Annotated in this window: 26 protein-coding genes; 23 read left to right on the top strand and 3 right to left on the bottom strand. The window is 48.3% G+C overall.

Going from position 1 to position 25319, the window contains the following annotated elements; translation table 11 throughout:
• Nucleotides 1-17: 17 nt before the first annotated feature.
• From nikB to nikE, 4 genes are all read left to right on the top strand, one after another.
• Nucleotides 18-962: a nickel ABC transporter permease subunit NikB gene (gene nikB, locus MHI14_RS01495; RefSeq protein ID WP_289390631.1), complete on the top strand. Its 945-nt coding sequence runs from the start codon at nt 18-20 to the stop codon at nt 960-962.
• The gene (gene nikC, locus MHI14_RS01500; protein ID WP_036671611.1) at nt 959-1789 is read left to right on the top strand and encodes a nickel ABC transporter permease subunit NikC; all 831 of its coding nucleotides are present in this window, start codon (nt 959-961) and stop codon (nt 1787-1789) included. Before nikB ends, nikC begins: the two co-directional genes overlap by 4 nt.
• Before the next feature lie 38 nt (nt 1790-1827).
• The gene (gene nikD / locus MHI14_RS01505) at nt 1828-2634 is read left to right on the top strand and encodes a nickel import ATP-binding protein NikD (protein ID WP_133386432.1); all 807 of its coding nucleotides are present in this window, start codon (nt 1828-1830) and stop codon (nt 2632-2634) included.
• A 161-nt stretch (nt 2635-2795) separates the two neighbouring features.
• The gene (nikE, locus tag MHI14_RS01510; RefSeq protein ID WP_341129748.1) at nt 2796-3596 is read left to right on the top strand and encodes a nickel import ATP-binding protein NikE; all 801 of its coding nucleotides are present in this window, start codon (nt 2796-2798) and stop codon (nt 3594-3596) included.
• 478 nt (nt 3597-4074) lie between these two features.
• On the opposite strand, the gene MHI14_RS01515 is transcribed toward nikE, so the two are convergent.
• Together MHI14_RS01515 and MHI14_RS01520 are read right to left on the bottom strand one after the other, a co-directional pair.
• Nucleotides 4075-4653 carry an NAD(P)H-dependent oxidoreductase gene (locus MHI14_RS01515; RefSeq protein WP_133386242.1) on the bottom strand — a complete coding sequence of 193 codons (579 nt, stop codon included), beginning with the start codon at nt 4651-4653 and terminating at the stop codon, nt 4075-4077.
• A 190-nt stretch (nt 4654-4843) separates the two neighbouring features.
• A complete protein-coding gene (locus tag MHI14_RS01520; protein ID WP_133386241.1) occupies nt 4844-5434 on the bottom strand; it encodes a TetR/AcrR family transcriptional regulator in 591 nt (196 codons plus the stop codon).
• 134 nt (nt 5435-5568) lie between these two features.
• Here MHI14_RS01520 and MHI14_RS01525 point away from each other — a divergent pair, with 134 nt between their 5' ends.
• From MHI14_RS01525 to MHI14_RS01570, 10 genes are all read left to right on the top strand, one after another.
• A complete protein-coding gene (locus MHI14_RS01525) occupies nt 5569-6579 on the top strand; it encodes a phosphotransferase family protein (RefSeq protein WP_341129749.1) in 1011 nt (336 codons plus the stop codon).
• Nucleotides 6580-6597: 18 nt separating this feature from the next.
• Nucleotides 6598-7596, top strand: coding sequence for a glycosyltransferase (locus tag MHI14_RS01530; RefSeq protein WP_215078711.1), 999 nt, complete (start codon nt 6598-6600; stop codon nt 7594-7596).
• A 55-nt stretch (nt 7597-7651) separates the two neighbouring features.
• Nucleotides 7652-7936, top strand: coding sequence for a hypothetical protein (locus MHI14_RS01535; protein ID WP_133386238.1), 285 nt, complete (start codon nt 7652-7654; stop codon nt 7934-7936).
• 112 nt (nt 7937-8048) lie between these two features.
• Complete coding sequence (locus MHI14_RS01540; protein ID WP_017691697.1) at nt 8049-8210, top strand: hypothetical protein; 162 nt, start codon at nt 8049-8051, stop codon at nt 8208-8210.
• Nucleotides 8211-8308: 98 nt separating this feature from the next.
• Nucleotides 8309-10303: a ribosomal protection-like ABC-F family protein gene (gene abc-f, locus MHI14_RS01545; protein ID WP_341129750.1), complete on the top strand. Its 1995-nt coding sequence runs from the start codon at nt 8309-8311 to the stop codon at nt 10301-10303.
• Between the two features lie 269 nt (nt 10304-10572).
• Nucleotides 10573-11040 carry a hypothetical protein gene (locus MHI14_RS01550; protein WP_133386236.1) on the top strand — a complete coding sequence of 156 codons (468 nt, stop codon included), beginning with the start codon at nt 10573-10575 and terminating at the stop codon, nt 11038-11040.
• Nucleotides 11040-11324, top strand: coding sequence for a hypothetical protein (locus tag MHI14_RS01555; RefSeq protein WP_036671603.1), 285 nt, complete (start codon nt 11040-11042; stop codon nt 11322-11324). The genes MHI14_RS01550 and MHI14_RS01555 overlap by 1 nt, the downstream gene beginning before the upstream one ends.
• Nucleotides 11325-11328: 4 nt before the next feature.
• A complete protein-coding gene (locus MHI14_RS01560) occupies nt 11329-12732 on the top strand; it encodes a glutathionylspermidine synthase family protein (protein WP_341129751.1) in 1404 nt (467 codons plus the stop codon).
• Nucleotides 12714-13118, top strand: a complete 405-nt coding sequence (locus tag MHI14_RS01565) for a DUF350 domain-containing protein (protein ID WP_017691702.1) — start codon at nt 12714-12716, stop codon at nt 13116-13118. The genes MHI14_RS01560 and MHI14_RS01565 overlap by 19 nt, the downstream gene beginning before the upstream one ends.
• A 57-nt stretch (nt 13119-13175) precedes the next feature.
• The gene (locus tag MHI14_RS01570; RefSeq protein WP_036671600.1) at nt 13176-14123 is read left to right on the top strand and encodes a nucleoside hydrolase; all 948 of its coding nucleotides are present in this window, start codon (nt 13176-13178) and stop codon (nt 14121-14123) included.
• 123 nt (nt 14124-14246) lie between these two features.
• Here MHI14_RS01570 and MHI14_RS01575 read toward each other — a convergent pair whose 3' ends face one another.
• Nucleotides 14247-14714, bottom strand: a complete 468-nt coding sequence (locus MHI14_RS01575; RefSeq protein WP_341129752.1) for a heme-degrading domain-containing protein — start codon at nt 14712-14714, stop codon at nt 14247-14249.
• 240 nt (nt 14715-14954) lie between these two features.
• Here MHI14_RS01575 and lspA point away from each other — a divergent pair, with 240 nt between their 5' ends.
• The 9 genes from lspA to MHI14_RS01620 all read left to right on the top strand — a co-directional run bounded on the left by lspA (nt 14955) and on the right by MHI14_RS01620 (nt 25231).
• Nucleotides 14955-15446, top strand: coding sequence for a signal peptidase II (lspA, locus tag MHI14_RS01580; RefSeq protein WP_307541401.1), 492 nt, complete (start codon nt 14955-14957; stop codon nt 15444-15446).
• Between the two features lie 533 nt (nt 15447-15979).
• On the top strand, nt 15980-17167 hold the full coding sequence (locus MHI14_RS01585; RefSeq protein WP_445670359.1) for an ABC transporter substrate-binding protein: 1188 nt from the start codon (nt 15980-15982) through the stop codon (nt 17165-17167).
• A 24-nt stretch (nt 17168-17191) separates the two neighbouring features.
• Complete coding sequence (locus MHI14_RS01590; protein WP_310339238.1) at nt 17192-18058, top strand: carbohydrate ABC transporter permease; 867 nt, start codon at nt 17192-17194, stop codon at nt 18056-18058.
• Nucleotides 18058-18885: a carbohydrate ABC transporter permease gene (locus MHI14_RS01595; protein WP_133386229.1), complete on the top strand. Its 828-nt coding sequence runs from the start codon at nt 18058-18060 to the stop codon at nt 18883-18885. Before MHI14_RS01590 ends, MHI14_RS01595 begins: the two co-directional genes overlap by 1 nt.
• Nucleotides 18886-19411: 526 nt before the next feature.
• The gene (locus MHI14_RS01600; RefSeq protein ID WP_341129753.1) at nt 19412-21175 is read left to right on the top strand and encodes a cache domain-containing sensor histidine kinase; all 1764 of its coding nucleotides are present in this window, start codon (nt 19412-19414) and stop codon (nt 21173-21175) included.
• Nucleotides 21165-21959, top strand: coding sequence for a response regulator transcription factor (locus MHI14_RS01605; protein WP_341129754.1), 795 nt, complete (start codon nt 21165-21167; stop codon nt 21957-21959). The genes MHI14_RS01600 and MHI14_RS01605 overlap by 11 nt, the downstream gene beginning before the upstream one ends.
• 114 nt (nt 21960-22073) lie before the next feature.
• Entirely contained in the window at nt 22074-23393 is a 1320-nt protein-coding gene (locus MHI14_RS01610) for an extracellular solute-binding protein (RefSeq protein ID WP_341129755.1), read from the top strand.
• A 38-nt stretch (nt 23394-23431) separates the two neighbouring features.
• Nucleotides 23432-24313, top strand: a complete 882-nt coding sequence (locus MHI14_RS01615) for a carbohydrate ABC transporter permease (RefSeq protein ID WP_338589132.1) — start codon at nt 23432-23434, stop codon at nt 24311-24313.
• 54 nt (nt 24314-24367) lie between these two features.
• Entirely contained in the window at nt 24368-25231 is an 864-nt protein-coding gene (locus MHI14_RS01620) for a carbohydrate ABC transporter permease (RefSeq protein ID WP_341131664.1), read from the top strand.
• Nucleotides 25232-25319 lie beyond the last annotated feature (88 nt).

Below are 25319 nucleotides of genomic sequence, written 5' to 3' on the forward strand. Positions count from 1 at the left end.
AAAGGGAGGAACGTTTGGTGATCAGTTATATCGGTAAACGAATGATCGCGATCATTCCTATCGTTTTTATCGCTACACTTGTTACCTTTGCGCTTATTCATATTTCACCGGTTGATCCAGCCGAAGCTTATCTGACAGCCGCTCATATCTATCCAACACCGGAGCTGCTTGCGCAAAAACGGCATGAATTCGGTCTGGATCAGCCCTTGTTAACCCAATATGCGCATACGATTCAGAAGATTGCCAAGCTCGACTTCGGCACCTCGTATCTCACCAATAAACCCGTATGGGATGAAGTGAAATTAAGGCTTCCGGCTACGGCTGAATTAGCCTTCTGGAGTATATTGTTATCGGCTTTGGTAAGTATTCCTTTGGGAATACTGGCGGCGGTGTACAAGAATAGCTGGATTGACATGGTCAGCCGTGCGATTTCCTATTTTGGAGCATCTATTCCGCAATTCTGGCTCGGTTACCTGCTGATCTTCTTTTTCTCGGTGAAATTGGACTGGCTACCTGTGGAGGGGCGTGGATCGTGGGAGAATCTGGTTCTGCCTACGATTACACTCTCCTTGATTCTTATTGCGGTCTACACCCGATTGTTGCGTTCCAGTGTACTGGAGCAATTGCAGGAGACATATGTACAGTACGCGAGAACACGCGGGATTCGCGAACGAGTCATTATGCTGAAACATGTCCTGAAGATCGCCATATCGCCCCTCATTACGGGGATGGGAATGAGTATGGGCAAGCTGCTCACAGGCACCATTATTGTGGAGCAGGTGTTTTCCTGGCCTGGGTTCGGACGATACTTTGTTGATGCGATATTTAACCGGGATATTCCCGTTATTCAATGTTATGTCTTCTTGGCGGCCTGCCTGTTCATCGTATGCAATCTGCTCGTTGATCTGGTGCAGCTCGTTATGGACCCACGGATTTCAGCGAAAGGACGGGCAGAACATTGATAAACAAATGGCGTGCGGTATTTAAAGGACAGAGAGCCATCCAGATCTGCTCGGTGATCATATTGCTTTTCTTCGTGATCGCGTTATTAGCCCCATGGATTGCTCCTCATGACCCGGTGAAGGTGAATCTGTTGCAGAAGCTGGCGAGTCCATCGCTTGAGCATTGGCTCGGAACGGATCATCTGGGACGCGACAATCTCACTAGGCTGATGTATGGAGCGAGAGTGTCGCTTGGATTTGCTACCCTGATCTTCCTGTCATCTTTGCTCATAGGTGTCATTGTAGGCTCCATCTCCGGTTACCTTGGTGGCTGGGTTGACAGTCTGCTGATGCGCTTGTGTGAAGGCATTATGGCGTTTCCGAATCTAGTACTGGTGCTGGGCATTGTGGGGATTTTCGGCCCAGGTCTGATGCAGGTGCTTCTGGCCCTCATGATGGTGCAGTGGGTGTATTATGCACGCATCTGTAGGAATATGGTCGTCAGTCTGAAGGAACGGAACTTCATCGCAGCGGCGCGGATTAGCGGCTCGTCTTCGTGGACGATTATCCGTAGACATATCATCCCCAACGTGCAGCGTCCCATTGTTGTGATGGGCACACTGGAGATGGGCTGGGCGATTATGGATATATCCGCTCTGTCCTTCTTGGGGCTTGGTATTCAACCCCCGAATGCAGAATGGGGGGCCATGATTCATGAAGGAACAGGTTACATTCGCAGTCATCCGGAGTTGATGATCTACCCGGGTGCATTGATTCTGCTGGTAGTCATTACGTTCAACATCTTGGGTGAAGCGTTATCCGAGCGTTATGGCATTGCAAAAAGGTAGTGGTTCGAGACCGAAGGCATATGGAGGTGAACGTAACGATGGATGATGCAGCGAAGGTACTCGAAGTTCGTGGTCTGCAAGTGAATCTTAGAACAGCGAAGGGTTCAGTCCCGTTACTGGAGCCCATAGATTTTGAATTAAAAAAAGGTCGTGTCTTCGGTCTAGTCGGCGAGAGTGGCAGCGGCAAGACCGTTACATGTAATGCCTTGCTCCATCTGCTTGATCCACGCAGGATGGAAGTGTCGGGCAGCATCCGTCTGAATGGACGGGAGCTTGGCTCGTTGTCAGGTGAGGAGATGCGGCGCATCCGGGGCAAGGACATCGGATTTATTATGCAGAATCCGATGAATGCTTTTACACCTGTATATACGATTGGATCTCAATTCATTGAAACCTTGCGTACGCATACGGGAATGTCCAAAGCAGCTGCCAGGGAGCGGGCCATTGCTGCCTTGGCAGATATGAACCTGCCCGAACCAGCTAAACTGATGAAGCGATATCCCTTCCAACTGAGTGGCGGTATGTTGCAGCGGGTGATGATTGCCATATCGATGTGCCTGCGACCCGCCTTGGTTATTGCTGATGAACCAACGACGGCACTGGATGTCGTGAATCAGTTCAAGGTGCTTCAGGAATTGGATCGTTTACGTACGGAATACGGCACATCCATCTTACTCATCTCTCACGATCTGGGCGTGATCTCACAAATGGCAGATGAAGTCGCGGTTATGCAGAAGGGGCGAATTGTGGAGCAGGCGGATGTGTATCAACTGTTCGATCACCCGCAGCATGAGTATACCCGGATGTTGTTAAATGCCAGACCCAGTATGTCTTTGGGACGATAGCGAATGACATGTGGGATGGATCGTTCAATGAGAGTATCTGTAGAGCGGGTATGAACTGTATTTTGAGTGGGCAGTCGTAGAGATGGAATTGGCATGGTGATGTGTAATTTCATTTTCTACAGAGATTGTTTCTGCCAAGTACAAGAGAGGAGGATGACCTGATGCTTCAGGTACGTGAAGTAAGCCATAGCTATGGCAAACGTAATTGGCTGGATCGTACGGGAGCGCGTCCTCCTGTGCTGGCAGACATCTCACTTACGATTGAAAAGGGTGTTTGTCTGGGACTGCTGGGTACGAGCGGGGCAGGTAAAAGTACCTTGGGCAAAATCATTCTTGGTCTGGAGAAGCCCAGACAGGGTCAGGTTTTATTTCAAGGACAGGATATCTATCGATCTAGCAAACCCGTGCTTAAGGAATTACGACGTGATCTGCAAGTCGTGTTCCAGGACTGTTATTCGGCTGTGAATCCACTCATGACTGCCGCGCAGATCATTGGGGAGCCGCTGGATAATTACGAACGATTGTCGGCAAAAGAACAACTTCGTGTGGTTGGACAACTGCTCGAGCAGGTTGGACTTACACCAGAGGATGCAAATAAGCTTCCGCACCAGTTCAGCGGTGGCCAATTACAGCGAATTAATATCGCACGAGCTATCGCGCTCAAGCCAAAGTTAATCGTACTGGACGAATCGATCAGCAGCCTGGATATGGTGCACCAGACGCAAATCTTATCTCTATTGGCTGAGCTAAGAGCGTCCTACGGGTTATCGTACCTTTTTATCACGCATGATATTCGTGCCGCCATGACGATCTGTGACCGCATTGCCGTGATGGATCAGGGGAAGCTGGTCTATAGCGGTGATGCTGGGGGTTCGGTAATGCAGTCGGATCATCCGGCTGTGCAGCAGTTGGTTACAGCTATTTTGCCTGAGCATCCATCAGGTCGTATTTCGTTTGGGTAATGCGTTGTTTGTATGGTTGTAGATGGGCACGTCGCTAACGAACCGAGTGAGCGTTAATTGGCGATTTAGCAAGGAATGCAAAATGTAACGAACCTCAGTGAAGTTATTCCGGTGCAAACTAGTTTAAAACCGCCAAATGATACACAGATCGAGGAACTAACGCGTCTAAGATTCGTTAAACCTCAGACTTATCGGAAATGGCGCTAATAGCGTGTTTACGGTTCGTTAGATCATAATGAATGCTAAAAGGGTTGTCTCCTGCGTCTTGAACAAGACGTAGGGACAACCCTTTTTTTGTAACTGGGAGTAAGCACATTTCCTGCTTTCTGATATAAATTAAACTAAAATTACACTGCGCCACTCGGATTACAGGAATACCTTTGAATTACGCTTATCCCCAGATTTCTGATTTAACTTATAAGATGAACATCTGGAGAGAAGCATCTACTTCCGATGAAGGCTTTCTTGCAGAAATCTTTTACCCCATCTTCCGCCCAAGCTGTTCAATCTTATCAAGCCAATTCTTTCTCTGTTCATCTGACTTCTTCCCAACTTGATCTACGGTTGTTATCCGCACAGGTTTGATGCCGGTGAGTCCAAATGTGGAGATTTTCATCATTTTATGTGCAGGCTCACCTTGGAACCATTTGAAGTACCAGCTCGGACCATCCATCGTGGTGATCATGCGGGCGGTACGGCCTTTGAGTAGTTGATCCGGGAAAGGTTTTCCTTTTTGATACTTGAAGGCGTAACCTGGCATGAAGATTCGGTCAACGAAACCTTTCAACAGGGCAGGCGGTCCTCCCCACCATATTGGGAACACCCATACGAGATGTTCGGCCCACTTGATTGCTTCTTGGGCCTCCAGCAAATCTGGTTCAAGTGGAAGTTTATTACGATATCCTCCTTCCAGATTCATGTTGAACGCCAACTCGTTCAAGGTGATCATGCGGACGTCAGCACCAGCTTGCACCGCACCTTTGCGGTAAGCCTCGGCGATTGCGCCGTTGTAACTGGGTGAGACGGGATTGCCTTGAATAATTAATATTTTTTTCATGGAAAATGACACATCCTGACTATTTTAGTTAATGAACACTAACCTCATGTGCAAAAAGAAAAGGTCACGTATGACCCGATAATCCATCTGGTATATCCTGATGGTATGTTGACGATTCTCTTTTTATAACGTGTAGCCCCGAGCCTTACTTGGTGTTCTGCGAGGTCAGAATGGCTACCACTCTCCCTCGCTACTCCTGGGGTACCTGCCCCAACATCGATGCAAGACGGTGAACCGTTTCCCCCGTATAAGGTACTAACAGCTCTGGTAGCTCACCTTGCATACTGGAGACCGCCATACGTGTAATTGCACCGATCACCAGAACGGCTGTGAGCCGTGAATCCTGCTGAGGCAGTTCACCCCGCATCATTCCCTGATCGATCAGATCCATCAACGCATCCAATGGCTGACGGTAATCCTCGCTGCTTCCGGCTTCAATGAATATTTCATGATTCTGTGAAATCAGCAGCAGCCCGTAGGGATCTTCATCATGCAGATGGAGAACCTCGGTAACCAGTTGCTTGAAGCGTTCCAGCACCGAACCTTCCTGTCGAACATACCCGTCAATCAGTGAAGTATAGTCCGCGCAGTATTGGGTGAAGGCTTCCAGGGCAACGGCATCTTTGTTTTTAAAATGTTTGTAGATCGCCGCATCGGTTACTCCGGCGGCGTCACCGATCTCTTTGACGGATATGCCGTCAACGCCTTTGGTTGCGAACAAGCGCATCGCCGCTTGTAGGATATCTTTCTTTTTGCTGTCCACATGAGATTTGTTCTTCATGATTGTATAGTAAGTGATTACTAACCAAAATGCAACAAGCAATTTTGAAACGCTAAATTAAGACACTGAATAAGCGCTTACGACCAAAGCTTGCAGGCTTGTGAACGGCAACGTATGATGAATAGAAATCATAATTGGGAGCAGCAGCGAGAACGAAACGGATGGTGGATAGCGTGAAAGAAGAGATGGATGCATACAGCTGGGTGACACCCGAAGGAATGCTGAATGATCACTATATAACAAGCCGCGAACAGTTGTATAAAGGAATGAACGGACGATATGTGGAGCGATTCACTGTTCCTACCGGTGGCAGTTATATTTTCAAACCACTGACGAATCCTGCGCAGCATGGACGGGAACGATGGATGTACGAACGTGTGATGTCTGGCTTACCACCGATCTATCCGCAGCTCATTGCAGCGTCGGATCTTACCATTGCTCCAGCACAGAGCTGGATGATCTATGAAGATCTGGGTCAATTGGTGCACGATTCGCAAGAAGCGACCATGCTTAACACAGCGGTACATATGGCAGCGTGGCATGCGTTGTCTGTTACGGATTGGAGCGAGCTGCCTCGCGTGGGCCAGAAACCGTCTATTCACACCATGTTGGATGAGTTGCAAATGCACAGACAACCTACGGATGACCTGTTGTCCAGACTGGATATGCAGCTGTCTGCATCCGATTGGGACAAAGTCACCAGGTTGATCCTCACGGCAGAGGAAGAACTTCCTACTGTTTTGTGTCACGGAGACCTGCATCCAGGTAACATGGCGGAGGTGGACGGCAGACTGGTCATCTTGGATTGGGAGCATGCCCATCTGAATACGCCGCTGTGGGACGTAGTTCATCTGGTGGATCTCTCGCATCCGCTGTTTCCCAGAACGGTTACGCCTGCATTGCGAGAGCGGGTTATGGATGTTTATTTGGACAAACTGGGGAGCTTGGGTGTACAGATTGAACGGGTTTCTTTTGCAGAATGGTACAACGCCTATGCTATTGTATTTTCGCTCTGGATGCTTCGTTTGATTGACGGTGACCTGAGAAGTGAGGAATGTGTGTGGCCGAAGGAACAGTTGCGTAACCAGTGGCATGAGACGGCAGCAACGCTGGAACAGTGCATGAAGCACTTGGGTGAGGAATAGAAATGAGGGGTGAGAAGCTTGCGTAAAGTCGGACTTGTTATGCGTAAAATTCAATTCACGGAAGCACAAGGGCCACGCGTATTTGCGGATCGGCTGAAGCAGATTGGTCTGGAGCTGGGTGTGGATATTGTGTTCATTTCGCCGGAGCGTCATGTCAGCGGATACGACTGGTTGCCGGGGTATGAGCATGAGAAAGGTGACCTGGTGAATTACGATATCGTGCTGGACCAGATTCATAGCCAAAATATAGAGCATGTCATCTACACCGTATCCGGGTTTACGTTTTTGAAGATGTTTTTACCGAAGAGTGTATTGTTTCCGCATAGTTTCCCTGATCCCGCACTGACGGGATATGAGATGATGAAGCCATTTTATACGATGGTGGATAAAGCGATTGTACAGACTGAGTTTTTGAAAACAGAACTGGGCCGCAATTTCGGCGTACATGACGTGAACGTCATCCCGATTGGTTTTAGCGAAGAGCTGGCGAATCGGCACTATGACCCGAGCCAGGTTGTGCATAATCGGGTGCTCTGGATCGGTCGGGATGAAGCAAACCGTCGACCGGATCTGGTTTTGGAATATGCTCGGCAGAACCCGGACAAGGAAGTATATATGGTGTTTGGCGGTGTTCGCTATAAGGAAACCATGAAGAAGTACGACATTCCTGCCAACGTGAAGCTGAAGTTTGCGCTCACACAGGATGAGATATTTACGTTGATGAACTCTGCCAAGGTGTATTGGAACTGTTCCGCCTTTGATACGTTTGCGATGCCACTGACCGAAGCGATGGCGATGGGCAAAATGGTCGTGAAACCGGAGCATGCCTGCTACGGGCACATTCGATCCACACATGCCTTTGCAGGCAATGAGGACAATTGGTTCGAACTGGTGAACATGGCTGCGGCTGCGCCGCGCAGTGTGTCGGAAGACAACCGCGAGTATGCGTTTGGTGCCTTTTCGCGCACGAAGATGAAAGAAGGGTACCGGAACTTTTTCTCCGATTGGTTGAAGTAACGTTAAGGTCTGTAACAAAAGGGCTTAATCCATCCAGCAACAGGAGGGGAACCTTATGGAAGTATTGATCTTGTGGACATTGGGAATGTGGGCGGTGCAGCTGCTGATTGAATGGCTTATCTACCGGTTGCAAGGACGCCGAATGACGTGGGTACAATATATATTGCCATGTGTGGCCTTGCTTGGCGGTGCCGTTGTAATCATGATCAGCATCGATATTGGCGGGTGGAACGGCATCGGATATGCCCTGCTCGGTGCATCACTGGGTGCCGCGGGAATGTTAACACTTATTACGGTGGCGATTAGGGATGTGGTGCTTCGGCGACGGGGCAGGAACTAATCAGAGCAGTAGCTACTGTACAGGTAAGGGTGAATTGGGCGATGGGCTGGTTGCAGGAACGCATCCGTCTGTGATATATTGACATTAATTATGACAAGGGAGGTGAAGACAGGTGAATCACGAGATGCTTAACAACCGTATTAGCCAGCTGCCGATTGCTATGGCTGGCATTGTTCATACTTTTCTGACCAACGGGAGAAGTCTGTCCAATTTTGAATATACGGAAGTTAACATTTGCGAGAAGATGCCTGCCTTGACCTCATTCGGACGATAAGCGATATTGCTTGAATTCTGAAGGGCCGCGGAGCTAACCTCCTGCGGCTCTTTTTGTGTTGCGGTCAGGATCTTCCATACCATAGGAGGAACCTTATTATGATGATTATTAGCGCGCAACAACTGACTCAATACCACGGAGCACATCTGGTGCTGGATGGCATTACGTTTGAAATTATGGAAGGTGACAAGGTCGCTCTGATCGGCCGCAACGGAAGCGGAAAGACAACACTTATGCGCCTGATGGCAAGGCTGAATAAGCCGGATGAAGGGCAATTGATGATAAAAAAAGATACACGGACCGGTTACGTGGCACAAGTTCCAGAAGGACTGGATGACCATACCGTTCTGGATGTGCTGAGCCTTGGATTCAAGGAGCTTATGATATGTCGCACGCAAATGAAGGAAATGGAGCAGCAGATGTCCGATCCGGCATGTGCAGCAGACCCTAATCAATTGGAGCGCCTGTTGAAACGTTATGCAGCGCTGCAAGACCAGTTCGAGCGTGAGGGTGGATACGAAATGGATGCCCGCATCGATCAGGTGGCGGACGGTCTGGATATCGCTAAGGCTCATTATGAATGGCGCTTTGGTTCACTGTCCGGTGGGGAGCAGACCCGGGTGGTGCTGGCCTCGCAGCTGATCGTAAAACCTGATCTTTTATTGCTGGATGAGCCAACGAACCATCTCGATCTGGAGCGGGTCGAGTGGCTGGAAGGATTTTTACGAGAATACCCCGGCACCATTGTCCTGATCTCGCATGATCGCTATTTTCTGGATCGGGTGGTGAATCGAACACTGGAGCTGGAGGATGGTGAGGCGCTAACGGCAGCGGGTGGCTATACGGAATATATGGCAGTGAAAGAACAACGGCTGTTGCAGCAATTCGAGGAGTTCAAGGAGCAGCAGAAGGTTATCAAGAAAATGAAGGAAACGATCCGCCAGTTAGAGGAGTGGGGCCGAGTTGGTGGGAATGAAAAGTTCTTCAGACGGGCGGCTTCTATGCGTAAAGCCATCGAGCGGATGGAACAGGTGAAGCGTCCTGTACTGGAGCGCCGCAATGCCGAGTTCGATGTGCGCCCTACGGATCGAACGGGGAAGCGGGTAGCGGTATTGGAACAGGTCGAGAAGAGCTATGGTGAGCGTGAAATCCTGCGCGGAGTCTCGGGTCTGCTGGAATATGGGGATAAAATTGCACTCATTGGCCGCAATGGCTCCGGCAAGACGACCCTGTTCAAGCTGTTGCTTGGTGACGAGCAGCCCAATGCGGGCAAGCTGGAGTGGGGGGCGCGTGTAGATGTGGGGTATCTGGCTCAACAGGAGGAACCCACGAATCCAAAGCTGAATGTGCTTGAATACTTCCGTCTGGAAGCAGGCGTGGAGGAAGGAGAGGCTCGCGGAATTCTGGCCCGATATCTGTTCTATGGAGCGGATGTATTCCGCTCTGTCGGGCAATTATCTGGCGGGGAATGGACGCGCCTGCGGCTGGCACTGTTGGTGCAGCGCAAACCTAATGTACTGCTGCTCGATGAGCCGACGAACCATCTGGATATCGCATCGAGAGAAGCGCTGGAAGAGTCGCTGGTTGATTTTGAAGGTACCGTACTTGCCATCTCACATGATCGGTACTTCGTCAATCGCCTCGCTTCCCGTGTCTGGGAACTGGAGGACGGACAGATGACCGCTTATCTGGGAGACTATGAGGCGTATCGCGAGAAGAAGCTTGATTTGCAAGCTCGTGTTGCGGCGACAACTCAGGCTACAGCAGGAGGGGGAGTTTCTTCTCGTGGGAACGCCAAGTCAGAGATGAAGTCAGGCTTAACGTCCGCGTCGAGCGGGGCTGTCCGATCAGGGGAGAAGCCAGAAGCTACCTCGACAGCAAATGCATCGAATTATAGAAGTGGCAATGGCAACAAACCGTCTGCGGAGAAGCTGGAACAGACGTTGGCTCGTCTTGAGGCACAGATTCAAGTGCTGGACCAACAGTTGGAAGTTGTGCAAAACAATCCGCTTGAACTGGAACAAATCTGGAATGATCGGGAGCAATTGTCTGCTGAATACAATGATCTATTGGCCCAGTGGGCTGAGTTATAAGTCCGAATGGCATAAGCATAAGATTGAACAAGCGAGGTCGGAGAATCTTCTCCGGCCTTTTTGGGACCGGAGATACATACTAAACGCGGAATTTGCTTGTTTTTTCAAGCTTTGTTGATCCGAGATCGGGCGATAACCTGTTCTTATTTTTACATGTCATGGGGAATAGTGTAACTTTTTACCTCCACGTGCGTTAAATACGTTTGTATGAATTGAAACGGCTCACCTAAGAGCTCGCAAAAAGGGAGGTTATCGGTATCTATTATTCATTGACGTATCGAAGTTGGTCGGATGATCGACAGGCGGAGACGGGGGTGCTGGAACAGACTTCAGTCACACGCGATGAACTGTTCATGCGCAAACTGGTGGATGCCACTCTGGTGAAAAACAAACTCTGGGCGCACCTGTCCAATGAATGCCAGGATGGGCGGGAACATGCGGTATACGTGACGGCGTATGACAAACAGATGCCGGACGAGTACGGTGCAGCTATTGCGGATGCTGCGCTGGCGATGTGCAAAATGTCTTCCATGTACAGTGCAGAGTATATGTTGTGGAATGGACGTTCATTTCAGGAGTTGGAACTCACAGCGTCATCCACCTATACGATGGAGCTTGCCGAGCAACTGCTGGACCATTACATGGTTCGCGATGGCAAGACGTATGAATTCCTGTATTCCGTGCTGGATGCGGATCGCAAGAAAGTATTGTTTTATATGAAAGAGGTGGATCTGTGATGAGTGACCAAGAGCGGGGGCAAGCATCGAAACCCGGATCAAAAGCAAAGCTGGTTGCTTTCTCCCTGATGCTGGCGGTTCCTGCCGTGTTATCCGGTTGTGGCAGCAACAATGATGAATGTGACCCCGAGTATGATACCGGATGTGAATATGATTCCAGCAGTGGGCACTATTACTACGGTGGGTCGTCGTATCGAAGCAATAAGGACAGTAACAGCTCATATAGCAAATCCAAGTCCAAATCAAGCGGCTTCGGTAGCTTCTTCCGCAGCTCGGGAGGATAACCGGATGAGGCAAGTGGTTCAACTGCCGTATAGTCACGAAGAGGTATTTCAGGGTGAAACGGAACAACAGATTCCATATCATCGAATGTATGGGAAGCAGTATTGTGTGCCTGCATTGACGGTCTATTCTCCCACGGAGATACAAGAGCTGCGTAGTGCAGCTGAGGCGGTAGACGGCATTTACTGTAAAGTGATGCGATTTATCCAGCAATATATGCCGGATTCTTTTTTGGAGCATCAGTTGGGTATCCATCCCGGGCTTATTCCGACGGCACGTATGGAGATGGTGACTGGAGGCATTACCCGTCAGGACTGGATTATTGGAGAAGCTGGACCGAAGTGTATTGAAAATAATACGGACACCCCTACGGGTATACCGGAGGTTGCAACACTGGAAGATATTCTGGTCGGTCTTGCTGAGGATACTACGCTAACTGGGCCATCTGCCGAGATGGATACACGTATTCGGGAGTGTTTCAGGATGTGGCTGGAATTCTATGCAACCCAAGGATTGCAGGGTCCGGTGACATTCACTTCTTTTGGCGAACATGTCGAAGATCGAACAAATACGGAATACCTGATGAGACGTTGTCAGGAAGCGGGATACGAAGTTTTCTATGCTCCACTTGAGGAACTGGAGATTGTTCCGGGAGAGGCGCTTTACCATAAGGGGCGGGAGATTAACCTGTTGTACCGTCTCTATCCGCTGGAGTATCTGATTGATGATCGGGATGAGACGACAGGGGTGGAGATTGGTGCTGCGCTGCTTGATCTTGTACAGGAGGGACGACTAGGCCTGATGAATCCGGTTCAGCATGTACTGATGCAGAGCAAAGGCTTCATGGCGGCAATCTGGTCGCTCTACGAGCGGAACGAGCAAACCCCGGAATATTGCGGGTTTACCCTCTTTGATGAAGCAGAAATGGATGTGATTTCCCGATATCTGCTGCCCACCTATTTTTCGGCTGAGCCATTCGAACTGGACGCCATACCATATGTAGCCAAAAGCTACTGGGGGCGCGAAGGCAGAGGAACTCTTTTGCTGGATGGAGGAACGAACAATGCCTTTGGAAAGCAGGATATGGAGCATCCTCTTAACGAGGCGCTGGAATCCAATCTTGCAACTGGGGCAACAGACGAGGATGAAGAGATTGCAGCATATTACGAAAACCAACCCAAAATCTATCAGCAGCTGGTTCCGATGGAACAGGCTGTGATCGAGACGGAAGATGGGGCGTACAGCGGTTATCTGCTTACAGGGGTGTTTGTTATCGCTGGGCGTTTGGCTGGGTTGTTACCACGGGTCGGGGAGAAAGTAACTGGAGATATGGCCTATTATTGCGCGGCTACAGTTCGTGAACGGATGAATGATGAGGAGGAGAAGAAGGAATGGAGAACTTGGGATTAAACCTCGTGAATGTGGCGGTGGGTGTAGGCATTTTGCTGGTGGTATTGGTATGTGGATATTTCGCTTTTAGCAAATTAACCCGGTATAACGATAGTGAGGAGATTGCCAAAGGAAACGAAGCGGCGGGCATGTACATGGGCAGCAAATTGTTGGGACTGTGTATTATTGTGGGAATGGTATCTTTCTCAACGCATTCGTGGTTGGATATGCTGCTGTGGTCGGCGTTTGGAATTATTGTGCTGTGCCTGGTCTATATTATATTTGATTTCCTGATTCCGAAAATGCGGGTATGCGACGAAATCGCACGTGGCAATATGGCAGTAGCACAACTGCTGCGTTCGATTATCATCGGCGTTTCCATCGTCATCGGTACATTTTTGATGTAAAATAAGACATAGTGTTTTATGGAGTTTACTATCAAATGGAAGAAGGAGCGCGGCATCATGAGAAGAGTCATCATCGATACAGATACAGCAGGAGACGATACGATTGCGATCCTGACGGCATTGCATCACTTTCAGGTGGAAGGCATCACCATTACGGGCGGTAACGTACAATTCGACCAAGAGGTTGAAAATGCCCTGTACACGGTACAGGTTGCTGGACATGGCGGCAAGGTGCCTGTATATAAAGGTTGCGAGCGTCCGCTAATGGCCTATGGAAAGGCTCAGCACCGCACAGTGGAAGATGTGCATGGCGATGACGGCATGGGCGGCGCGCATTTTCCCAAGGCGGATCAACGTCCCGAGAGCGGGCACGCGGTTGATTTTATCATTGAGAAGGTGCATGCACATCCAGGTGAAATTGAACTTCTGGCGATTGCCCCGTTGACCAATATTGCAATGGCGATCCAGAAAGACCCAACCATTATTCCGGAGATTGCTCACCTGTACATCATGGGCGGAACGAATAATGCACTGGGCAATATCACACCAGCGGCGGAGTATAACTTCTACGTGGACCCGGAAGCAGCGAAAATTGTACTTCATGCGGGCATTCCGATTACGATGGTTGGCTGGGAGATGTGTACCCAATATTCAGTGATGGACGATGACGATCATGCAGAGATTGCGGCTCTCGGAACATCTGGTGCGGATTTCTTCACCGCTATTAACAAAGTGGTTATGCAGTTCAACAAGTCGGTACATAAGCTGAATGGCACCACTCATCCGGATACGTTGTTGATGGCTGTTGCGGCAGATGAATCCATCATGACCAAGTCGGGTCAATATTATGTGGATGTAGAAGCAGCAGGAGAACTGACACGCGGATACAGTGTGGTTGATATCAACGGACGTTTTGGCAAAGAGCCCAATGTACGCGTCTGTGAGGCCATTGATCGGCCGAAATTTAAATCGATGCTACTGGACGTTCTCTCAGCGATTCAATAAACGCAGTAATTTAACTACAGGAAAAAAAAGAAAATCCGTGCCTATCCCAGGTACGGATTTTTTTATGCCCATTTTAATTTAATTTAATTTAATTTAATCTAATTTAATCTAATTTAATCTAATCTAATCTTGCTGCAACAAAAACGAGCGGATGCCTGTCGTGACCAGATCATGGTCTTCCTCATCAGGCAAACCCGATACCGTAATGGTGCCGACCTGTCCCTCATTTTTCAGAATCAGCGGGAAAGCGCCACCAGCCAAAACATAGTCAGCTGCAGGCAGGTTGAAATCCTGCTCAAGCGTTTGGTCCTCGTTTCTCAACCGCAGGGCGGTATGCCAAGAGCTGAAAGAGAAATGATTCACCACGTTGTTCTTGCGTCGAATCCAGTCTTCGTTGTCGGGATGAGTGCCTTCCATAGCATGCAAAAAGAGACGATGTCCTTTCAGGGTAATGTCGATGGTCACGGCTTGGGAACGACGCTTCGCTTCTTCAACCAGATGCAGGCCAAGGTTAAGTGCCATTTCAGAATTAAATGTGCCAAATACCAAGTCATTTTCTTCCTGCTGCATTTCCTTTAATTTCTCTGTCATGATCAGGTTCAAATTACAGGCAGCCCCTTTACATATATGATTGATGTCTACATTCGACATGAATGGGTATAGTACCTTCCAAATGCGGACTGAACGATGTTAGTGCGTGTTATAGGCGTGGTTGAAGACGGCTCATTTGGAGAGCGTACATCGGCTGTGTTAAAGTGAAAGGAACCTAATATACTCAAAACTCTTAAAGTTAAAATAAGTTATCGCTAAGTAGGCAGGAGGAGAAGCACGATGCTGTTTTATTTTGTAGCACTGCTGGTGACTTTGGTGGATCAGGGGACCAAGATCGCAGTGAGGATGTATATGGAAGTTGGCGACGTCATGAGACTGGGTAACTCAGGCATGCAGTTACAGCATTACGAGAACAGTGGAATGGCGGGCAGCATGTTTCAGGGAAATGCACGGCTGTTCGGTGTGATTGCTGTTCTGTTCATAGCGGGCATGCTGTATTACCGGAGTAAGGGTGAGATTCGCGGTTTCTGGATGCAAGCTGGCGCGGGTTTTATGGTCGGTGGGGCTTTAGGAAATGCGATCGATCGATTTATCTATGCCCGGGTAACGGATTTCCTCGTATTTCCGTCAGGACGCGGGATTTTGAATCTCGCTGATGTCGCAATTAACATCGGCGTGGTCATGATTATCATTGGCATGTTGATTCGTGCATATCAGAGTTATCGAGCCAAGCGTTTACGCAATGCTTTGCCGAAGGTTGAGCGTTCGTAATAGGTTGGATAAAAGCGTTACAGTGGCTGAATATAAGCTTATTGAATGAGGGACATTGGATATCATCCAGTGTCCTTTTTGTTATGCCCGATTCAGGTCATGGGAAGAAATGTCTTGATTCATTTTTATCGAAACCGTTTTAGGAATAATAAAGGCTTATATCATCCATTCAGATTGAAGTTAGTTTGGAAGGATTAACCAAATGGTTATTTCGCCATTTGGATGGGTAAATCTTTACGTATATAAAGTGAAACTAAGATATACACGAACACGGAGAGTGCAGAACCAATCTGAAGAAGTGCAGCTAAAAGCTTTCTGAAAGAAAGCTACTTCGAAAGCATACGCTAAAAACCGGATTTTCCCTTTTAGGAAGGGAATCAAAAAAAATCTGGGGATAATAACGATCGGAAGATGGTACTGCAATCAGAGTGACACTGTGTAAATCACATTAGTTCAATTTATAAAGCTGAGGGAGGTACAACATGAGAACAACGCTTACCAAGGCTCTCGGGACAATGTTGCTGTGTGGAACGATGGCTGTACTTTTATCTTCCTGTACCAGTGGAGATAGCGCGAATGGCAAAGTGCAGATTGAATTTTTCCAGAACAAGCCTGAAGCCAAAACAACCTTTGATGAATTGATCAAGACGTTTAACGCGGAGCATGACGATATTCAGGTGACACAGGTGAATCCGCCAGATGCGGAGACGGTATTGAAGACACGTGTTGTCAAAAATGATATACCGGATATTATGGCCATGGGGGCAACGGATACGTATTCAATCCTGGCCCAGAGTGATATTTTCACCGATCTGACGGATAGTTCACTACTCCAGACGATTGATCCAAACTACATACAAATGCTCAACGATCTCACAGGCATGGACGAAGTGACTGGTATTCCTTACGCGACTAATGCAAACGGCATCATGTACAACAAAACGTTGTTTAAGGAAATGGGATTGGACGTGCCCAAGACGTGGGATGAACTCATTGCGACCGCCCAAAAGATTAAGGATGCAGGTGAGATTCCATTTTACTTCACATACAAGGATGACTGGCAGACGAGCCTGCCCTTCAATGCACTGGCCTCCAATCTGGTCGGTATTGATTTCTACCAGGAGCGGCGCGATAACAAAGTGACGTTCAAGGAGAAGTACCGCGAGGTAGCTGAGAAGCAACTGGAACTCATGAAATACGGTCACGGCGATAACTTTGGTAAAGCTTATTCGGACGGTAACCGTGCTTTTGCTAACGGTGAAGCCTTTATGTACATCCAGGGAACCTGGGCAATCTCGGAGATTCGCAAAGCGAACCCAAATGTTGACATCGGTTTCTTCCCATTCCCAACGGGCAACGATGCAAGCGAGATCAAGCTGGTGAACGGGATCGACTCTCTGTTTACCATTGCGGCGGACACGCCTAATCGCGAGCAGGCAGAGACGTTTATTGCGTTCCTGTTAGAGCCTGAAAATATCGGAAGATATATTGACGAACAGACGCTATTCTCTGCGGTAGAAGGCGTGAAGCAGGATGATCCTGCCGTACAGGAATTGATGCCATACATTGAGCAGGGCAAGGTTATTGACTTTCCCGATCACTATATTCCGGCTGCGGTGCAGCTGAATTCCATTGTACAGTCCTTTTTGCAGAACCAAAACATCGACAACTATCTAGATACACTCGACAAAGAATGGGACAAGGTTGCTAATCGGCGCTAAGCCTTGTCTGAAGGAGGATGGAGTATGAACAAACGTATCGCACCTTATTACTGGATGACGGTTCCGGCGGTAGTATTGTTCTTTGTATTTATGACACTGCCGGCCCTCCAGGGCATCTATTATTCATTTACGAATTATAACGGATTCGGGAAAGAGTATGATTTTGTTGGTTTAAAAAACTATTTCAACTTATTCCAAGATGACAACGTGGGTAACGCCTACTGGTTTACATTCAAATTTGCGATCGTGGTGACAATCCTGACCAATATCCTGAGCCTGCTCATTGCACTCGGGCTGAATGCCAAGATCAAGTTCCGTAACTTTTTCCGGGGCATCTACTTCCTGCCCAATATTCTGAGTGTGCTGATCGTAGGTTACATATTTAACTACCTGTTCTCCAACGTATTCCCAATCTGGGGACAAAATCTGGGCATCAACGCGTTATCCACCAACATTCTTGGCAGCGAGAGTCTGGCTTGGATTGGTATCGTCATTGTTGCAGTATGGCAATCCGTGGCCCTGAATACGATTCTGTATTTGGCTGGTCTGCAAACGATACCAACGACACTATACGAGGCATCCAACCTCGACGGTGCAGGCAAATGGCGTGAATTCTGGAGTATTACATTCCCGCTGATTGCACCTTTCTTCACCATTAATATGGTGCTTGCGATGAAAAACTCGCTTATGGTCTTCGACCAAATCGTAGCCTTGACCAACGGTGGTCCCGGACGGGCGACGCAGTCCATCTCCCATCTGATCTACACCGGAGGATTTGAAGGCGGCGAATATGCATATCAATCTGCGAACTCGGTTATTTACTTCATCGTTATTGCGGTGATTTCAATTCTGCAAATCCGGTTCCTGCAAAGAAGGGAGATGGATCTGTAATGAGAGGTCGTACACGAATCAATTGGCTCGTTATGCTGCTCGTTGTGCTGGGTACCCTGTTTATCCTGTTCCCACTGTATATGACCGTTACGATTGCTTTGAAAAATCCGGAGCAGATGGCCCAATCGGTCTTTGCCATTCCAACAACGCTTCACTGGGAGAATTTCGCGAGGGCCATCGACATGACAAACTTTTTCCAATCGTTCCGTAACAGTGCGATTGTTACTGCATCAACCGTACTTTTGACGTTGCTCAGTAACTCGATGGTGGCCTATGCCATTGCGCGAAATATGGAGAAACGCAAGTTTTTCAAAGGGCTGTATTATTACTTCGTCAGCGCGATGTTCATTCCGTTCCCAATCATCATGCTGCCGATTGTTAAGCTGACCGCATCCTTGGAGATGACGAATCTGGTAGGTCTAATCCTGCTGCACACGGTCTATGGTCTGGCATTCAACGTATTTGTATACGTTGGATACATCCGGTCTATTCCGGTAGCGCTGGAGGAAGCGGCTTTTGTAGATGGGGCGACAACCTGGGGCACGTTCTGGAAAATCATTTTCCCACTCATGGCACCCATCAGTGCCACGGTTGGTATTCTGACCTGTCTGTCCACGTACAACGACTTCTTGCTGCCACTCATTATTATCAGTGATCCGGGACAGTACACGTTGCCGCTGGTACAGTATGTATTCCAAGGACAGTTTAATACCGAGTTTAACCTTGCATTTGCATCATACCTGCTCGCGTTACTGCCGATGATTATCATCTACCTGTTTGCACAGAAGTGGATCATCAACGGGGTGACTCAAGGGTCTGTGAAATAACTGAAGATGTGTCACAGAAAAGGATATGTTGTGAAGGGATATGAACAAAGAGAGGTGGACTTTAAAAGTCCCCTCTCTTTTTTTGATCCTTGTCATTTAACGTTTGGGAACTCTTCGGAGGATTGATTAACCTGTAAAACTATGCTATTTTTTAGTCGTTAGTTTAATCGGTAAACAAAGACTAAGAGAGAAGAAGAGTAAGGTTCATTTCTGCAAGCGCTTTAACTATATAAATGAACTAAACATTTACACGAGAACGGAGAGGGCAGAAATAACCTGAAAAAGCGGAGCGTTCGCCTTTATCCCCGGATTTTCCCCTTTAAAAGGAAATCAAAAAATCTGGGGATAACAGCGATTGGAAGGTTAATCTGTCATCGTAGTGGCTAGTGTAAATATTCTTTCGTTCATTTTATATGAGGAACTGAATACGTAGATAAATCCGGCATCGTTTGTACCCAGTCTTCAAGAGCACGGGCGTAAGGTGGTGGGTTCTTTTACATGCCAAAAAGAGAGGAGATTGGGGAAGTTGCACGGGAAAAAAGGACATTTTAACTCACTTCGGAATCAGATCTTCATTGGTTTTGTTATGGTGATGCTTGTTGTTCTGCTGCTCGCAGGCATATCGGCCTATGATCGGGTAGCTGCTCTGCTGAAAAGCAATGCGGAGAAACATATTCACCAAACCGCCGTCCAAGCCAGTGGCAGATTGGATGCACTCATTGCACAAGTGAATTCGCTGACCGCCCAGGTGGCGGATGATTCATACGTGCAGCGTCTGCTTAGCGATGAGAAGCAAGGCAACCCAGCTACCTTTAATCAGCGCCAAGCTCTCTTGCAGATTGCAGGCAGTTATCAGTCTTTCATCAACGGAGCGCAAAGTATGGAGATATACACTACGGGTTATAACCGCATATTTCCGATGGATGACCGATCCCTCGATCTCAGAGTGGAGCGCAACTGGATCAACCTGGCGGATGAAGGAAAAGGCAGACTGGTATGGGCAGGCGCTGACCCTGAAGATCCGGGTGTGCTTCTGGCTATTCGTCGGATTAACCTGCTGGATCATTCTTTCGAACATGGAGGTTATGTGGTGGTACGGATGCAACGCAGTTTTTTTCAACTCAATGATTCGAATGGGTCAGATGGTTCGCAGGACTCTATCATGCTCTTGGATGGTGCAGGAGAAGTGGTGACTTCCGATCTGGAGATAAATCTCGATCCCAAGGCCATATTGGACAGCGGATCAGTCGTGCAAAACGGGGAGGAATCCTACATCGTCGTCCGGCAAAAATCGGAGTTAACGGGATGGACACTTGCTGTCCTGACCCCGCTGCGGGAGACAACGGAAGGTGTATCCATCCTGAGGACGGCGCTGCTCGTCTCGGGAATGATTGGTGTTGTTCTGTTCCTCATCATGTCCTTCTTTCTGTCCACGATGATTACACGTCCGCTCATACGCCTGATGCGGGCCATGCGCAGTGCACAGCCGGGAGCAATGAGACCTAATCTAATGGTCAGCTTTACTATGGAGATCAATGAACTCAACGACGTGTATAACCAGATGGTCTACAGGCAGAACGAATTGACCCGTGTGGTTCATGAGAAGGAAGTCATGCAGTCCCGGGCCGAGCTGAAGGCGTTGCAGTCTCAGATTAATCCCCATTTCCTATTCAACACCCTGGAGGCGTTCTATTGGTCCCTTGAGGAAAAGGGAGACGAGGAGATGGCACGTATGGTTGTGGCGATGTCCCGATTATTTCGCTACATTATCTCCAGTTCGCAGCAGGATGAATGGGTTACGATGGCCGACGAGCTGGAACACGCCGAGCGTTATCTTCAAATTATGCAGATGCGGTTGGGAGAGAGAATGCAATGGGAGATTCAGCTGAGTGATATGGTGCGTAAGGTCGCAATACCGAAACTTCTTATACAGCCCTTGGTCGAAAATGCGATTCTTCATGGGATTGAAAGTAAACTGGGACCGGGAAAGATAAGCATCCATGTGGATGCTTCGACCGAAAAAAATCTGGTTCGCATTGAGGTTCGGGATGATGGTCCCGGTATGGATGAATTACGGCTTCAATCTGTCATTCATGCTTTACATGGCGGGCCGGCTGTGTCCAAGAAGGGGACAGGTGTAGGTCTAATCAACGTACATCGGCGACTGATGCTTTACTTTGGCAGCCAACTTGGCGAACGTTGCAGGCTTTCCATAACAAGTAAGGTTGGGGAAGGAACTGTCATTTGCTTTGAGATTCCCATGGGAACGGAGGGTGCATATGATTCATGACAAAACAATTCTTATCGTGGATGATGAGCCGCGTACAAGAGAGGGTATTCGCAAAACACTGGAAGGATGGTCGGCAGGACGAAATCACATTCAGACTGCAGAAAGTGGCGTCGAGGCTGTCGAATGGCTCAAGAAAAAGCCGGCAGACCTGTTAATAACGGATGTTCGCATGCCGGAATTCTCTGGCTTGTCTCTGATTGAAGCCATTCAACATTTTTCGAACAAGCCTGTTGTCCTGATTATGTCGGGACATGCCGATTTTCAATACGCCCAGCAGGCCATTAAGTTGGGTGTTGTGGAGTATATGTTGAAACCGATTGATAAGGAACAATTGCTGCAGACCGTCGAAAAAGCCCTAAAGTTCGGCGAACAACAGCGACGTATTCAAACAATGCAAGAAATGGTTGACCCCAAGCTGCTGGATGTTAAGGAGCGAGGGGAACAAAGGCTCAATAGCCAGATCAGTGAAGCTTTGACCTATGTGGATGCTCATCTGGGTGAACATGTGACCATGCGTGAAATCGCTGATTTACTCCATCTCAACTCCAGTTACTTCAGTGTATTGTTCAAGGAACAGATCGGCATCAATTTTAGTGAATACCTTACCCGCAAACGCATTCAGCGCGCGAAGGAGTTGCTTGTGCAGACAACGATGCCCATCTCGGAGATTGCGGAACGGGTGGGTTATCAGACGGATAAGTATTTTATCACGGTATTTAAAAGCCTTGAGGGGCTAAGTCCAAGCAAATATCGGCATTCTCTATCTGAACGAGATAACAAATAACCTCAAAAAAGTGGAGTTTTTCCAAATTACTCTGGTCTTATAGGTGTGATAGGCCCGTGCTACAATTTGGTTAAAGCGGTTACATTAACCGAACAAACCAAGGGGGTTGGAATAATGAGCAAAAAGACGATGGCCATTCTTCTGTCATGGACGCTGGTTCTCGCCATAATTTTATCCGGATGTAACAGTTCAAGTTCGGATCAAGAGGGTGAAACAGGCAGCAACGGCACAGATGGGAAAGTAACCCTCAAATTCATGCACCTCTGGCCAGCAGGCAGTTCCGCACAGCAAAACAAACTGGTCAACGATATCATCAAGCAGTATCAGACGGATCATCCCAATGTGACCATTAAGCAGGAAGTGCTGGAGAATGAACAATACAAGAACAAATTGAAAATCCTGTCGGCATCCAATGAACTTCCCGATGTTGGTGTAACTTGGGCTGCTGGATTTCTGGAGCCTTATGTGAAGGGGAATCTGTTCGCACCGGTCGATGATCTGCTCAGCGGCTCGCTGGGCGACAAATTCATAGCCGGAACAACAGAAGCCTATGCCATAGACGGCAAAACATATGCGCTACCAATCGAGTTGAATATCTCCCCCATTTATTATAACAAAGCCATTTTTGCGAAATATAATTTGCAGCCGCCAGCAACATACGATGAATTCCTGAGTGTGCTGAAGACACTGACAGATAACGGTGAGGTTCCGATCGCACTGGGTAATAAAGACCGCTGGACTGGCTCACTCTGGTATATGTATCTGGCGAATCGGTTAGGTGGAGATGCACTGGAAAAGGCGATCAATGGCTCCGGCAAGTTTGACGATCCTGCGCTGACTCAAGCTGCTGCCGAGGTACAAAAGCTGGTGGATATGAATGCCTTCAACAAAGGCTTCAACGGGTTGTCCAACGATGAGGGCAAATCCGAATTCATGAACGAAAAGGCGGCCATGTACCTGATGGGCACCTGGGAACTGCCAAACTTCACGACTAACCCGGACATCCCGCAGGAATTCAAGGACAAGATCGGATTTTTCAAATTCCCAACGATGGAAGATGGCAAGAGCGATATTAACAGCTGGGTAGGTGGACCAGGCGTAGGGCTGTTCGTGGCCCAGAACTCCAAAGTGAAGGAAGAAGCGGCGAAGTTCGTGCAATACTTTGTAGAAAAATGGGGTGAGAGTTCGGTGACTGAAGCAGGCGTCATCCCGGCAACCAAAGTGGATACGGCTGCAGTACAGCTGCCACAGCTCTATATTGACCTGCTGAACGAATTGAATCAGGCCAGCAGTCTCACACTCTTTGCAGACGTACAGATGAAACCGGCAGCCGCTCAGGCTCATCTGGATATGATTCAGGCGTTGTTTGGCAAAGCGGTAACACCGGAGGACTTTGTGAAGAATCATCAGGCTGCGATTGATAAAGGCAATTGACGTACACACGTTTGAACGCTTGAAGGGAGGATAATGTGATGGACAAAGTCATGTCCAACCGTCTCGTTGCTGCGTTGTACGTGCTTCCTGCACTGCTTCTGCTGCTGGTCTTGGTTTACATCCCGATCGTGCTCACCGGGTATTATGGTTTGATGCAATGGGACGGGATCGGTGCAATGACCTATATTGGATTGGATAATTACGCCAGACTGCTTCAGGACGGAACATTCTGGCAGAGTGCGGGTCATACTTTTTTGCTTGCTTTGTTCTCTGCGCTGAGTCTGATCGGTTATCTGATGATTGCTTTGGTGCTGTCAGGCAAAATCAAGGGTGCCAATCTGTTCCGCAAAATATATTTGATCCCGATGCTGCTGTCTTCGGTCGCGATCGCCCAGTTATGGCTGAAGATCTATCATCCCAGCAATGGTGTGCTGAACACTTTTCTGGAAGCGATCGGCTTCAGCAATCCGCCAGCCTGGCTGGCGGAACCATCCCTGGTGCTGTATGCATTGTTTGTACCGATTCTGTGGCAGTATGCAGGCTTCTATATTTTGATCTATTATGCGGCCCTCAAAAATATTCCGGAATCTCTGGTGGAAGCAGCCCGGATTGATGGAGCAAGCCCTTGGCAGATCGCTTTTCGAATCAAGTTGCCCCTTATTACAGAAGTCATCAAGGTGACTGTGGTACTGGCTGTGGTAGGCTCGCTCAAGTATTTTGATCTCATCTACGTGATGACCGATGGCGGACCGAATGGTTCCAGCGAAGTGATGGCCTCCTATATGTATCGTCAGGCGTTCCGTAGCTTCGACTTTGGTTACGGCAGTGCTGTAGGTTTCTTCCTGCTCTTGATCTGTCTGCTGGTTACCTGGCTGCTTCGAAAAGCGACGGCATCCAAAGATACGATCCAGTATTCCTGACGTAAGTGAAATGAAAGGAGGTCCATCCCGGTGAAGACGGATACGGCCGTTAGATTGCCAACGTACCCGGGGACAAGCCGAGGTTCGGCATGGTTAAGGAGATTCGGATATGTTCTGCTGTATTTCCTCTTGTCCCTGGTAGCTTTGCTGCAAATTTTGCCCTTGGTATGGCTGCTGTTGTTCTCGCTTAAAAATAATCAGGAAGTATTCGACATGGCGCCTTTTTCCCTTCCTGCTACTCCACGTTGGGAAAACTATGTCAAGGTATGGACAGAGGGAAATATCAGCTTATACTTCTTCAACAGTGTATGGATTACGGTGGTCTCAGTTGTGTTCACCGTGCTGTTTGCCAGTCTGGTGACCTTTGCCATTACACGTATGCGCTGGAAGGGTCGTTCGTTGGTATTGGGGTTATTCATGGTGGGTCTAATGATCCCTGTACACTCCACGTTGATTCCGCTGTTCAGCTTGTTCCTGAAGCTTCATCTCACCGATCATCCTTTGTCAGTCATCTTGTCTTATATTGCCTTTAATATGCCAATTACCATTATGATTCTACTCGGATTCTACTACGCCCTTCCCCGTGAAGTGGAAGAAGCCGCAGTGATGGATGGCTGCTCCGTGCATCGGATTTTCTTTCGGATTGTGCTGCCGATGACGTCTTCGGTCATTTCAACAACGGCGATCATCAATATGATCTATAACTGGAATGAATTCATCTTTGTTAATACGTTCATCAGTACAGATTCGTACAAGACCTTAACTGTTGGGGTACAGAACTTTATCGGTCAATATACAACAGATTGGGGAGCCATTGGTGCGACGCTAATGATTAGTATTTTGCCGATCCTCATTGCATTTCTCATCCTGAGTAATCGAATCGTGGAGGGAATTGCTGCGGGTTCTGTTAAAGGTTAAAGGGCTGAGGGTCTAAGGTCCTTCCATTACTTGCTTAAAAGCGAGTTGGGAGGGGCCTTTTTTGTCTTCTACAACCTCTGGCAGGTGT

This window comes from Paenibacillus sp. FSL K6-2393, from assembly GCF_038002545.1.
GTDB lineage: Bacteria > Bacillota > Bacilli > Paenibacillales > Paenibacillaceae > Paenibacillus.

Coding starts and splice junctions, on each gene's coding strand:
- MHI14_RS01515 (WP_133386242.1), bottom strand. CDS start 4,653: ATGAAAAAAATATTAATTATTCAAGGCAATCCCGTCTCACCCAGTTAC.
- MHI14_RS01605 (WP_341129754.1), top strand. CDS start 21,165: ATGATTCATGACAAAACAATTCTTATCGTGGATGATGAGCCGCGTACA.
- MHI14_RS01615 (WP_338589132.1), top strand. CDS start 23,432: ATGGACAAAGTCATGTCCAACCGTCTCGTTGCTGCGTTGTACGTGCTT.
- MHI14_RS01570 (WP_036671600.1), top strand. CDS start 13,176: ATGAGAAGAGTCATCATCGATACAGATACAGCAGGAGACGATACGATT.
- MHI14_RS01560 (WP_341129751.1), top strand. CDS start 11,329: ATGAGGCAAGTGGTTCAACTGCCGTATAGTCACGAAGAGGTATTTCAG.
- MHI14_RS01585 (WP_445670359.1), top strand. CDS start 15,980: ATGGCTGTACTTTTATCTTCCTGTACCAGTGGAGATAGCGCGAATGGC.
- MHI14_RS01610 (WP_341129755.1), top strand. CDS start 22,074: ATGAGCAAAAAGACGATGGCCATTCTTCTGTCATGGACGCTGGTTCTC.
- MHI14_RS01575 (WP_341129752.1), bottom strand. CDS start 14,714: ATGACAGAGAAATTAAAGGAAATGCAGCAGGAAGAAAATGACTTGGTA.
- MHI14_RS01590 (WP_310339238.1), top strand. CDS start 17,192: ATGAACAAACGTATCGCACCTTATTACTGGATGACGGTTCCGGCGGTA.
- lspA (WP_307541401.1), top strand. CDS start 14,955: ATGCTGTTTTATTTTGTAGCACTGCTGGTGACTTTGGTGGATCAGGGG.
- MHI14_RS01565 (WP_017691702.1), top strand. CDS start 12,714: ATGGAGAACTTGGGATTAAACCTCGTGAATGTGGCGGTGGGTGTAGGC.
- MHI14_RS01595 (WP_133386229.1), top strand. CDS start 18,058: ATGAGAGGTCGTACACGAATCAATTGGCTCGTTATGCTGCTCGTTGTG.
- MHI14_RS01555 (WP_036671603.1), top strand. CDS start 11,040: ATGAGTGACCAAGAGCGGGGGCAAGCATCGAAACCCGGATCAAAAGCA.
- MHI14_RS01535 (WP_133386238.1), top strand. CDS start 7,652: ATGGAAGTATTGATCTTGTGGACATTGGGAATGTGGGCGGTGCAGCTG.
- abc-f (WP_341129750.1), top strand. CDS start 8,309: ATGATGATTATTAGCGCGCAACAACTGACTCAATACCACGGAGCACAT.
- nikD (WP_133386432.1), top strand. CDS start 1,828: ATGGATGATGCAGCGAAGGTACTCGAAGTTCGTGGTCTGCAAGTGAAT.
- nikE (WP_341129748.1), top strand. CDS start 2,796: ATGCTTCAGGTACGTGAAGTAAGCCATAGCTATGGCAAACGTAATTGG.
- MHI14_RS01520 (WP_133386241.1), bottom strand. CDS start 5,434: ATGAAGAACAAATCTCATGTGGACAGCAAAAAGAAAGATATCCTACAA.